The sequence below is a fragment of the Streptomyces sp. DH37 genome (assembly GCF_029813835.1).
GTDB lineage: Bacteria > Actinomycetota > Actinomycetes > Streptomycetales > Streptomycetaceae > Streptomyces.
The window spans coordinates 32,066-43,763 of record NZ_JARVKV010000037.1 but is presented as its reverse complement, the minus strand read 5'-3'; the positions used below and the strand labels follow the sequence as shown (position 1 = coordinate 43,763).

Sequence of the window (11,698 nt, the reverse complement as noted above, 5' to 3'; positions counted from 1 at the left end):
GCGCCTACAGGCCGTCGTCCCGCGCCGCGGCCCTCGGCCGCGGCGCGTGGACGGCGACGGCGAGGCCGGCCGCCACCAGCACGACGTTCTTGATCACGTACTGCCCGGCCAGGGTGGGGAAGGCGACGTTCCCGTCCCACATCTCGGCGGGCAGGACGGCCAGGGCCGTGAACGTCCCGGCCATGTGGACGAAGAAGGCCAGCAGGGTCAGGCGCAGCAGCAGCCCGGTGACCAGACCGGCCCCGATCAGCATCTCCACCCCGGCCAGCAGCGGCCGGGACAGGTCCGCCGGTACGCGGCCGGAGGTCAGCTCGTCCATCACGCGGGTGGCCAGGTCCTCGGCCGGGCTGGCGCCCGGCAGGAGCTTGAGCGTCCCGAACCACAGGAACAGCAGCCCGACGGACACCCTCAGCACCGTGAAGCTGTGCCGCCGGTAGAGGGCGGCCAGGGCGTGCGGGCCGCGCCGGGGGCGGACGTCCCGGCGGCCGGGCGCGGTCGCGGCCGTTCCCGCCGCCGGCCTTTCCGGCCCGGCGCGCCGGGGCTCCTGGCGCGGGGGCTCCTCGTGCGCGGGGGAACGCAGCTCGGAACTCATGTGTCGCCTCCGTGGGGGGATGCGGTGGCCGAGGCTGTGGGAGCGCTCCCACACACCGCTGCGCGGACTGTACGGGCGTGTTCGAGGGCATGGCAAGACACCCGGCACGACGGCTTTCGGCCTTTCCGGGAGGGCGCTGCGCCGTCCTGCCGTCCTGAGGGCCCCGCCGCCTCCGCCGATACGCCGCCCCCGCCGTCCGCCGGAGCCCCGGCGGCGGTCAGCCCCGGGAGAACGGGCGGAACGGGAGCGAGGCGGGGGAGGCCTGGGCGAGGCTGGCGCCGGTGTGGGCGTCGCGGCGCACCGGCTCGGGGCCGTACCAGTCCAGGCACATCACGGTGGCGTCGTCCTTGAGCTCGCCTCTGTTGGCGTCGAGGACGGCCATGGTCAGGACCTGGGTCGCCTCGCGCGGGTGGAGTCCCTGGGTGTCCTTGAGGAGGGCGGGCAGGTCGACGAGCCGGGAGCGGCGGTCCAGCATCCCGTCGGTGAGGATGACGAGCCGGTCGCCCGGCCGCAGCCCCATCTCCTGCACCTCGTACAGGCGCTGGTGCTGGACCCCGAAGGGGAGGTTGACCTTCAGTCCGATCTCCTCCACCTTGCCGTCCCGCAGCCGCAGGGGCCAGGGGTGGCCGGCGTTGACGAGCGTGATCCGGCCGTCGCGCAGGCACACGCGCAGCAGCAGCCCGGTCGCCATCGCGCCCCCGCTGTGGTCGACCATGGCCTCGTGGGCCCGCCGGGCCTGCTCCGCCAGGTCGCAGCCCGCGCGGCGCGCGCCCCGCAGGGCGCCGACCAGCAGGGTGGCGAGCATGGCGGCGTTCACCTCGTGGCCCATGGCGTCGGTGACGGAGAGGTGGAGGGTGTCGCGGTCCAGGGCGTAGTCGAAGGTGTCGCCGCCGACGTTGCCCGCCGGCTCCAGGGCTCCGGCCACCGCGAACTGCGCGGCCTCGCACGACAGCGAGGAGGGCAGCAGGTTGTGCTGGATCTCGGCGGCCAGGGTGAGCGGGGCGGTGCGCTGCCCCCACTGGTAGTGGTCGGTGAAGCGCTGGTTGGCGATGACGATGTAGGCCAGGGTGTGGGCGGCCCGGCTGATCTCCCGCAGCGTCCTGCGGTCCGGACCGGCCGGAACCCGCACCTCCAGCACTCCGATGGAGTCCCCGCGGTTGGTGACCGGAGCGATCACCCGCTGCCCGCCGTCCCCGTCGATGGAGTCCGCCAGCCGCAGCCGCTGCGTACGGATCACGTCGCCGTAGGCGCTCCCGAACAGCGGGATGGTCTCCATGCTCTCGCCGGTCCCCACCTCGCCCGCGGTGCTCAACCGCACCACCGACTGCCGTGCCAGGTCGGTGATGAGGAACGACACCGAAGTCGCGCCGAAACGCTGCCTGAGCTCACGGGCCACCACGTCGACGGACTCCACCGGCGACGCGGCCTCCGCCGCCGCGAGGATCCCGGTATGGGTACCCCGCTCGGTGTCGTACTCGACCGCCATCGTCAACTCCCCTCGCCGGAACTCGTCTGTTCCGGGCCGTCGTTGGCGCGATCCGGACCTCCACCCCGGTCGCCGCGTTCCCCGTGAACGCTGCCGTTCTCCTGTCGTCCGTATGCCCCGGCAATCCGTTTCAGTGCGTGCCGCCAATCAACGGAGTCGCGAAGCGACGCTGTGGGCGCCCCCGGCGGGTAGTACACTCCCCCGCCGCCGGCATCGGCGCCCGAGCGCCGGAGCCGCCGCACCGGGACGGGCGGGGCGGGTCCCCGGCCCGCGTTCGACGGCGTACCGGTGGTCCGGCGGACGGCGCGGTCCGGCGCGGTCCGGTCGGGGGGGCCTACGGATCGGTCCCGGCCGCATCGCCCCGCTGCCGGACCCCGGACCCCGGACCCCGGACCCCGGCCCCTCGTCGCCGAGCGGCGGCGGGGAACCTCCCCTCGGTCACACACCCCGGCGCGCGGGCGGGCCGGGGCGCGGAGGCCGTTGCGGCGGTGGCGCGGGGGCTGTCGGAGCCCCGCGCCACACTTGCCCGGCGGAGCCGCACGGGCCCCGCCGGACGGAGGAGCCACATGGCCGAGGTACTGCTGTTCCACCACGCGCACGGACTGACGCCCGGGGTCCGCGAGTTCGCCGCGGAGCTGCGGAGGGCCGGCCACACCGTCCACCTGCCGGACCTGTACGAGGGGCGGGTCTTCGGCGACCTGGAGGAAGGGGCCGCCCATGCGCGCGAGACCGGGTTCGACACGCTCATCGAGCGCGGACGGGCCGCCGCCGAAGGACTGCCCGGCGGACTCGTCTACGCCGGGTTCTCGCTCGGCGTCCTGCCGGCGCAGATGCTGGCCCAGACGCGCGCCGGGGCGAAGGGAGCGCTGCTGTTCCACGCGTGCGCCCCCGTCTCCGAGTTCGGCGGCGCATGGCCCGAGGGGGTGCCGGTCCAGGTGCACGGCATGGACGCCGACGCGTTCTTCGCCGGGGAGGGCGATCTCGAAGCGGCCCGCGCCCTGGCCCGGACGGCCGCCGGCGCCGAGGTGTTCCTCTACCCCGGCGACCGGCACCTGTTCGCCGACAGCAGCCTGCCGTCGTACGACGGGGCCGCCGCCGCGCTGCTCGGGGAACGCGTCCTCGGCTTCCTCGACGGCGTCGGGTAGCCGCGCGCGGCGCGGCCCGCCGGAGTCGGCCGGAGGGCCGCGGGCCGCCGCCCGGACCCGTCCCCCGCCCGGCTCGCGCCCGTCCCCGCCCGGCTCGCGCGGGGCGGAACGCGAGCGGGGAACCGCCCGGAAGCGCGCTGCGCGCTGCTCCGGTCCACCGCGGCGCTCCGCCTGCGGACCCAGGCCGAACGGCCTACCCGGCCACCGCCCCCCGACAGGTGCCAGTGTCGGCGACGGGCCTTACTCTGAGCCGCATGACCGCACTCGACGACGAGCTCGACGGTTCCCTGGACGGGGACCTCGGCAAAGTGGCCCCCATCAGCCCCGTCCTCACCCCGGTGCCCGCGCCGGAGGCGGACGGCGGGGTGCTTGGCCGCACCTACCGGGCGCTGACCCTGGGGATCGTCTCCGTCGTCCTCCTCATCGCCTTCGAGGCGACGGCCGTCGGCACGGCCATGCCCGTCGCCGCGGACCGGCTCGACGGGATCCCGCTGTACGCGTTCGCCTTCTCCGCGTACTTCACCACCAGCCTGCTGGGCATGGTCGCCTCCGGCCAGTGGTGCGACCGCAGCGGGCCGCTGGCGTCGCTGGCCACCGGGATCGGGGCCTTCGCCGCCGGGCTGCTGCTGTCGGGGACGGCGACGGAGATGTGGGTCTTCGTCCTCGGCCGGGCGGTGCAGGGCGTCGGCGGCGGCCTGGTGATCGTCGCGCTGTACGTCACCGTCGGCCGCGCGTATCCCGAGCGGCTGCGGCCCACGGTGATGGCCGCCTTCGCGGCCTCCTGGGTGGTCCCCTCCGTCGTCGGACCGCTGATCGCCGGGACGGTCACCGAGCAGCTCGGCTGGCGCTGGGTGTTCCTGGGCATCCCCGCCCTGGTCGTCCTGCCCATCGCCGCCATGCTCCCGCCCCTGCGGCGGGCCGCCGCAGGGCCGCCGCCCGGCGAGGTGCGGCCGCTGGACCGGCGGCTGATGCGGCTGGCGGTGGCGGTGTCGCTGGGAGCCGGTCTGCTCCAGTACGCCGGGCAGGACCTGCGCTGGATCTCCCTGGTCCCCGCCGTGCTCGGCGCGGCCCTGATGGTCCCGGCCGCGCGCGGGCTGCTGCCGCGCGGCACGTTCCGCGCCGCGCGCGGGCTGCCGGCGGTGGTGCTGCTGCGCGGCATGGCGGCGGGGGCGTTCATCGTCGCCGAGAGCTTCGTGCCGCTGATGCTGGTGACCCAGCGCGGGCTGTCGGTGACCATGGCCGGACTCTCGCTCGCGGCGGGCGGGGCGACCTGGGCGCTGGGGTCCTTCCTCCAGTCCCGCACCTTCGCGGAGGCGCACCGGGAGTGGCTGGTCCGGTCCTGCATGGTGCTGGTGACGGCGGCGATCGCGGCCACGCCGCTGGTGCTGCTGGAGTCCGTGCCGGTGTGGACCGCGGCGGTCGCCCAGGCGGCGGGCTGCTTCGGCATGGGCGTGGTGATCTCGTCCACGAGCGTGCTGCTGCTGAAGCTGTCGAAGCCGGAGGAGGCGGGCGCCAACTCCGCGGCCCTCCAGCTCTGCGACGGACTGTCCAACATCGTGCTGCTCGCCGCCTGCGGCGCGCTCTTCGCCGCCCTGGGCGGCGGCGCGGTGTCGGTGGGGCACGGCGCGGGGGAGGCGGCGGGCGCCGCCTCGGCCTCCCACCCGGCGGCGTTCGTGGTGGTCTACCTCCCGGCGGCGGCGGTCGCCCTGGTGGGCGCCCTGGTGGCGGGGCGGCTGCGGGTGGAGAAGTAGCCGGCACCACGATGGGGTCACTGGCGATACCGGCCTGGTACGGCCATGAACCCGCGCATGTCCGATGAGCTCCAGGAGGCCCTCGAGCGGCGTGCCGAGGAGGAGGGGAGGAGCGTGCACGCCATGGCGATCCAGGCCATCGAGCGCTATCCGGTGGGGGAGGCGGACCGGGCGACGGTCCGCAAGCCGGGGGCCAAGCACGCGGTCAAGTACGCGGCCAAGCACGCGGTCGAGTACGCAGCCGAGCACGCGGACCTGCTGCGAAGGCTGGGGGAGTGAGTGAGGTACCTGTCGGTCCGGTTCGCACCGGACCTGGCCGAGCTCGCCTGCGGGGGCAGGAGATCGCGGTCCGCGACCCAGGACTGCTCGACACCGCTCTGCTCCGTCCCCGGCCGCGGATGTTCGGCATCGAGGCGTACCCCGGTCTCCTCGAGAAGGCGGCCGCGCTGCCGCGCCCGCCGGTCCCGAACTGCCCGCTGGTGGACGGCAGCAAGCGCCTGGCACGGATGTGCACCGCCGTCTTCCCCGACCTGAACGGGGTGGACATGACGGACGTCGACCAGGACCGCGCGTACGGCATCGTGGTCGGCATCGTGGTCGACATCGCCGCGGGCAAGCCGGAGGACGTGTCGCTCATCGCGGGTTCCCTGCGGGCGCTGCGCGGCGATCTGTGACATGGACCGCACCCCGGCCCGCCGACCGGGGCGTCACCCGGATGGCGGGCCGAGGGCCCCGGTAGTCTGACGCGGTTGCCGATCGCCGACCCAGTTCAGCGGAGACCGTGACTACCACGACCACGTCCCACCACCTCTCGCCCGCGTTCCCCGGCCGCGCCCCCTGGGGCACGGCGGGCAAGCTGCGCGCCTGGCAGCAGGCCGCGATGGACCTGTACGTCGAGAAGCAGCCGCGGGACTTCCTCGCCGTCGCCACCCCGGGCGCGGGAAAGACGACCTTCGCGCTCACCCTGGCCTCCTGGCTGCTGCACCACCACGTCGTGCAGCAGGTGACCGTCGTCGCGCCGACCGAGCACCTGAAGAAGCAGTGGGCCGAGGCGGCGGCGAGAGTGGGCATCAAGCTGGACCCCGAGTACAGCGCGGGCCCCCTGGGCCGGGAGTACCACGGGGTCGCGGTGACGTACGCGGGCGTCGGCGTACGGCCGATGCTGCACCGCAACCGCTGCGAGCAGCGCAAGACGCTGGTCATCCTGGACGAGATCCACCACGCCGGCGACACCCGCTCCTGGGGCGAGGCGTGCTTCGAGGCGTTCGAGCCGGCCACGCGCCGTCTCGCCCTGACCGGTACGCCCTTCCGCTCGGACACCAACCCCATCCCGTTCGTCACCTACGCCGAGGACGGCGAGGGCGTCCGCCGCTCGGTGGCCGACTACACCTACGGCTACGGCAAGGCGCTGGCCGACGGCGTCGTCCGCCCGGTGATCTTCCTGTCCTACAGCGGCAACATGCGCTGGCGCAGCAAGGCGGGCGACGAGCTGGAGGCGAAGCTCGGCGAGCCGATGACCAAGGACGCGATCTCCCAGGCGTGGCGCACCGCGCTCGACCCGCGCGGCGACTGGATGCCCAGCGTGCTGCGCGCGGCCGACACCCGGCTGACGGAGGTCCGCAAGGCGATCCCGGACGCGGGCGGCCTGGTGATCGCCACCGACCAGGACTCGGCGCGGGCGTACGCCAAGCTGATCCGCGAGATCACCGGCACCGCCGCGACCGTCGTGCTCTCCGACGACGCCGGCGCGTCCGGGCGGATCGAGGAGTTCAGCGGCTCCGACGACCGCTGGATGGTGGCGGTGCGCATGGTGTCGGAGGGCGTGGACGTCCCCCGCCTGGCGGTCGGGGTCTACGCCACGACCATCTCCACGCCGCTGTTCTTCGCCCAGGCCGTCGGCCGCTTCGTGCGGTCCAGACGCCGCGGCGAGACCGCGTCCGTCTTCCTGCCGACCATCCCCATGCTGCTGGGCTTCGCCCACGAGATGGAGGTCGAGCGCGACCACGTCCTGGACAGGCCCAAGAAGGGCGGGGACGCCGAGGAGGACCCGTACGCGGAGGAGGCCGACCTCCTCAAGGAGGCCGAGAGGCAGCAGGACGAGGACACCGGCGACCAGGACCAGCTGCCCTTCGAGGCGCTGGAGTCGGACGCGGTCTTCGACCGGGTGATGTACGACGGCGCCGAGTTCGGCATGCAGGCCCACCCCGGCAGCGAGGAGGAGCAGGACTACCTGGGCATCCCCGGCCTGCTGGAACCGGACCAGGTGCAATTGCTGCTCCAGAAGCGCCAGGCGCGGCAGATCGCGCACAGCCGCCGCAGGCCGGACGCCGAGGCCGACCTGCTGGAGACGCCCGCCGAGAAGCGTCCGGTGGTCACGCACAAGGAGATGCTGGAGATGCGGCGGCAGCTCAACTCGCTGGTCGGCGCGTACTCCCACCAGAGCGGCAAGCCGCACGGTGTGATCCACACCGAGCTGCGCCGGGTCTGCGGCGGCCCGCCGACCGCGGAGGCGACGGCCGGGCAGCTCCAGCAGAGGATCGCCAAGGTGCGGGAGTGGGCCACCCGGATGCGGTGACCGGGACGCACCCGGACGTGGAGACGGGAACGGGGACGGGGACGGAGGGCGCGGACGCGGTGGCGTCCGCGCCCTCCGCCGTCCCGTACCGCCCGGTAAGCGCCACGAGCGCCGTTACGTGCGACTGTGCGCTATGCGCGTAGATCTGGGAACGTGCCCAGGGCGTGGGCCGGACCGCCGTGACCTGCGGCTGTACGCAATGCGGATAAACCATGCCAGTGATGCCCGGATTCTGGACAGAGTCTTCCGGTCGGCGGATGGGGTCGCTAGGTTTCGCGTCACGCACACGCACCGTGGCAGCGTCGCCTCGGAGTGCAGCCGGTGCGGCCCGCCAACGCGACCGGCGGCTTTCCGGGAACAGCACGCGCGTCCGCCGACGGGACCGGCGGCGCACCTTCCGGAGCGGAGCCGTCGGCACACACCCGAGGAGGGGGGCGTCGTGACCGCGGAGACATCTCAGACGCTCGACCGGGGACTGCGTGTCCTCAAACTGCTCGCCGACACCGACCACGGCCTGACCGTCACCGAACTCTCCAACAAGCTCGGGGTCAACCGCACGGTCGTCTACCGGCTGCTCGCGACCCTGGAGCAGCACTCCCTCGTACGCCGGGACCTGGGCGGCCGGGCCCGCGTCGGGCTCGGGGTGCTGAGGCTGGGACGGCAGGTGCACCCGCTGGTGCGGGAGGCGGCCCTGCCGGCGCTGCGGGCGCTCGCCGAGGACGTGGGCGCCACCGCCCACCTCACCCTGGTGGACGGCAACGAGGCGCTGGCCGTCGCCGTCGTCGAGCCGAGCTGGACCGACTACCACGTGGCCTACCGCACCGGCTTCCGCCACCCGCTCGACAAGGGCGCGGCGGGGCGCGCGATCCTCGCCGGGCGCCGCCCGGACCGCGAGCTGGAGGACGGCTACGTCCTCACCCACGGCGAACTGGAGGCGGGCGCCTGCGGCGCCGCCGCCCCGCTGATGGGCGTGAACGGCATCGAGGGCAGCGTCGGCGTGGTGATGCTGTCGGAGTCGGTGCCCCAGAAGGTGGGGCCCCGCGTGGTGCAGGCGGCCCAGGAGGTCGCCGACTTCCTGCGGTGACGGACGCCGGTCCCGGACGCCGGGCGGCGCGGTGCCCGGCGGCGCGTGCGCGGCCGCGGTGAACTAGATTCACTCCCATGCCAGCTCTGACCTCCCGCACCCGCGCCCTCGCGATCTGCGGGACGCTCGTCGCCGCGCTGCTCGCGGTCGCCGCGCTCGTCCCGCTGCCGTTCTCGGTCGCCCAGCCCGGGATCACCGCGGACGTCCTGGGCGAGTACCAGGGCAGGCAGGTCATCACCGTCACCGGCGCCGGGGATCCCGGGGCCGGCGACCCGGGGGCGGACGGGACGGAGGAGACGGAGGGGCGGCTGCTCGCGACCACCATCGCGGCGACGGCGCCGGACACGACGGTGCGGCTGGCCGACGTGGTGGACGCCTGGTTCGACACCGACCGCGCGGTGATGCCGCGCGACTCGGTCTACCCGGTCGGCGACGACGCCGAGGAGATCGAGGAGCACACCACCGCCCAGATGGAGGAGTCGCAGGAGGAGGCCGTGACGGCCGCGCTGCGCCGGCTGGGACTGTCCGGTGACGAGGTGGAGGTGGAGCTGCGCCTCGCGGACGTCGGCGGTCCCAGCGCCGGGCTGATGTTCGCCCTCGGCATCGTCGACGAGATCGACGACGGCGACCTCACCGGCGGCCGTACGGTCGCGGGCACCGGGACCATCACCGCGCGCGGCGAGGTCGGACCGGTCGGCGGCGTCCCGCTCAAGACCCAGGCGGCGGCGCGCGACGGCGCCACCGTCTTCCTGGTCCCCGAGGCGGAGTGCGGCGACGCGCGGGCCGAACTCCCCGAGGGCCTGCGCCTGGTCCCCGTCACCACGCTGGAGGGCGCGCTGAGCGCGCTGCGGGCACTGCGCGACGGCGGCCACGTACCGAGCTGCTAGCCCCCGGAGGCGCACCCCGGCGGCCGTCCCGGCCCCCGCCCGGCCACCGGTCCGCCCGGCCGCCTCTCCGGTGCGGCGACAGCGATTCGGCGGCGGTTTGGCGGCCCGGGCGGACACTGCTTGGATACCGCACATGAGCCACCCGATGTCCCCGCCGCCCACCACGCCCCCGCCCTACACGCCGCCGCCCGGCTACCCCGCGCCCCCGCCGTACGCGTACGCGCCGCCCCCGCTGCCGGGCCCGCCGCCGGAGCTGGTGGCCCCGCTGGGCAGGCGGTTCCTGGCGAAGCTGGTGGACGGGCTCGTCATGGCGGCGATCATCGCGGGGATCACCGTGCCGTGCTCCCTGTACCTGGAGGGCGACCCCGAGGGCGTGACGGAGGGGCTGGCGGTCACCGGCATCGTCTTCTCGCTGCTCTTCGCGATCTTCCTCTACGACCCGGTCCTCACGGCCACCGGCGGCACCGTCGGCAAGCGGCTGTGCGGGCTGAAGGTGGCGCGCATCGAGACCGGCGCGCCGGTGGGCTTCGGCGCGGCGATGGGACGGCACCTGATGGCGTGGCTCATCAACAACGCCGTCTGCGTACCGCTCGCCTACCTGTGGTGCACCTGGGACAAGCCCTTCCGGCAGGGGCTGCACGACAAGATCGTGCGCACCGTGGTGGTCCGCACCAGGTGACGGGCTTCCCGGGCGGGCCGTTCACAGCGGCTTGCCCGGGTTGAGCAGGCCCAGCGGGTCGAAGACCCGCTTGATGCCGCGCTGCATCTCCATGGCCACCGGGCCCAGCTCGCGGGCCATCCACTCCCTCTTGAGCACGCCCACCCCGTGCTCCCCGGTGATCGTGCCGCCCAGGTCCAGGCCGAGCGCCATGATCTCGTCGAACGACGCCCGCGCCCGGCGCGCCTCGTCCTCGTCGCGGCCGTCGAAGCAGACGGTGGGGTGGGTGTTGCCGTCGCCCGCGTGGGCGCAGACGCCGATGGTCAGACCGTGCTTCTCCGCTATGGCGGCGACCCCCTCCACCATGTCGGCCAGCCGGCCGCGGGGCACGCACACGTCGTCGATCATCGTCGTGCCGCGGACCGCCTCCAGGGCCACCAGCGCCGAACGCCGGGCCCGCAGCAGCATCTCCGACTCGGCCGCGTCCTCGGCCGGGACGACCTCGCCGGCGCCGGCCGCCGAGCACAGCGCGCCGACGGCGGCCAGGTCGGCGGCCGGATCGGGGGTGTCGAAGGCGGCCAGCAGCAGCGCCTCGGTGGTCTCCGGAAGGCCCATCCCCGTCAGGTCGTTGACCGCGCGCAGCGTGGTGCGGTCCATCAGCTCCAGCAGCGAGGGGGTGTGCCCCTCCGCCATGATCCGGCAGACCGCGTCGCACGCCGCGGCGGCCGAGGGGAACTCCGCGGCGAGCGCCAACTGCCGCGGCGGACGGGGCCGCAGGGCCAGGGTGGCGCCGACGACGACGCCCAGGGATCCCTCGGAGCCCACGAACAGCCGGGTCAGGTCGTAGCCCGTCACGCCCTTGGCGGTGCGGCGGCCGGTGGACATCAGCCGCCCGTCGGCCAGCACCACGTCCAGGCCCAGGACGTACTCGGCGGTGACGCCGTACTTCACGCAGCACAGGCCGCCGGAGGCCGTGCCGATGTTGCCGCCGATCGTGCACTGCTCCCAACTGGAGGGATCGGGCGGGTAGTACAGGCCCAGCTCGGCCACGGCCCGCGACAGGCGCGCGTTGACCACGCCCGGCTCGACGACCGCGATCCGCTCCACCGGGTCGATCTCCAGGATGCGGTCCATCCTCACCAGCGACAGCACGACGCAGCCGTCGACGGCGTTGGCCGCGCCGGACAGCCCGGTGCGGGCGCCCTGCGGGACGACGGGCACCCGGAACCGTGTCGCGGTGCGCATCACGTGCCGCACCTGCTCGACCGTGCGCGGCAGGACGACGGCCGCGGGCGTACCGGCCTCGCAGAAGCTCGCCATGTCGTGGGAGTAGGAGGCCGTCACATCGGGATCGGTGAGGACGGCCTGCGCCGGCAGGCCGTCACGCAGCCGTTCGATCAGCGCGCTCATGGCGCCAGCGTGACACCGGCGGCCCGCCCGGGCAACGCCGCCGGACGGGCCGGGGACGGGCCGCGGCCCCGCCGTCAGGGGAGCGGGGCCGCGGTGCGCACGCGGTGCGC

General features: G+C 74.6%; 11 protein-coding genes. 8 read left to right on the top strand and 3 right to left on the bottom strand.

Annotation, left to right across the window (positions count from 1 at the left end):
• Positions 1-4 precede the first annotated feature (4 nt).
• Together QC029_RS18950 and QC029_RS18945 are read right to left on the bottom strand one after the other, a co-directional pair.
• The gene (locus QC029_RS18950) at positions 5-592 is read right to left on the bottom strand and encodes a DoxX family protein (RefSeq protein WP_279556888.1); all 588 of its coding nucleotides are present in this window, start codon (positions 590-592) and stop codon (positions 5-7) included.
• 217 nt (positions 593-809) lie between these two features.
• The gene (locus tag QC029_RS18945) at positions 810-2,078 is read right to left on the bottom strand and encodes a PP2C family protein-serine/threonine phosphatase (RefSeq protein ID WP_279556887.1); all 1,269 of its coding nucleotides are present in this window, start codon (positions 2,076-2,078) and stop codon (positions 810-812) included.
• A 566-nt stretch (positions 2,079-2,644) separates the two neighbouring features.
• Between QC029_RS18945 and QC029_RS18940 the strand changes: the two genes are divergently transcribed.
• The 8 genes from QC029_RS18940 to QC029_RS18905 all read left to right on the top strand — a co-directional run bounded on the left by QC029_RS18940 (position 2,645) and on the right by QC029_RS18905 (position 10,199).
• Positions 2,645-3,223, top strand: coding sequence for a dienelactone hydrolase family protein (locus tag QC029_RS18940; RefSeq protein WP_279556886.1), 579 nt, complete (start codon positions 2,645-2,647; stop codon positions 3,221-3,223).
• Positions 3,224-3,477: 254 nt separating this feature from the next.
• Positions 3,478-4,974 carry an MFS transporter gene (locus tag QC029_RS18935; protein WP_279556885.1) on the top strand — a complete coding sequence of 499 codons (1,497 nt, stop codon included), beginning with the start codon at positions 3,478-3,480 and terminating at the stop codon, positions 4,972-4,974.
• 57 nt (positions 4,975-5,031) lie between these two features.
• Positions 5,032-5,253 (top strand): CopG family transcriptional regulator, encoded by a 222-nt coding sequence (locus tag QC029_RS18930; RefSeq protein ID WP_279556884.1) that lies wholly within the window; start codon positions 5,032-5,034, stop codon positions 5,251-5,253.
• On the top strand, positions 5,250-5,648 hold the full coding sequence (locus tag QC029_RS18925; protein WP_336621600.1) for a Fic family protein: 399 nt from the start codon (positions 5,250-5,252) through the stop codon (positions 5,646-5,648). Before QC029_RS18930 ends, QC029_RS18925 begins: the two co-directional genes overlap by 4 nt.
• A 107-nt stretch (positions 5,649-5,755) precedes the next feature.
• Complete coding sequence (locus tag QC029_RS18920) at positions 5,756-7,549, top strand: DEAD/DEAH box helicase (RefSeq protein WP_279556883.1); 1,794 nt, start codon at positions 5,756-5,758, stop codon at positions 7,547-7,549.
• 439 nt (positions 7,550-7,988) lie between these two features.
• Positions 7,989-8,633 (top strand): helix-turn-helix domain-containing protein, encoded by a 645-nt coding sequence (locus QC029_RS18915; RefSeq protein WP_279556882.1) that lies wholly within the window; start codon positions 7,989-7,991, stop codon positions 8,631-8,633.
• Positions 8,634-8,710: 77 nt separating this feature from the next.
• Positions 8,711-9,520 (top strand): S16 family serine protease, encoded by an 810-nt coding sequence (locus QC029_RS18910; RefSeq protein ID WP_279556881.1) that lies wholly within the window; start codon positions 8,711-8,713, stop codon positions 9,518-9,520.
• A gap of 133 nt (positions 9,521-9,653) precedes the next feature.
• Entirely contained in the window at positions 9,654-10,199 is a 546-nt protein-coding gene (locus QC029_RS18905) for an RDD family protein (RefSeq protein WP_279556880.1), read from the top strand.
• Between the two features lie 21 nt (positions 10,200-10,220).
• Here QC029_RS18905 and QC029_RS18900 read toward each other — a convergent pair whose 3' ends face one another.
• Positions 10,221-11,588, bottom strand: a complete 1,368-nt coding sequence (locus QC029_RS18900) for an FAD-linked oxidase C-terminal domain-containing protein (RefSeq protein ID WP_279556879.1) — start codon at positions 11,586-11,588, stop codon at positions 10,221-10,223.
• Between the last annotated feature and the right edge of the window lie 110 nt (positions 11,589-11,698).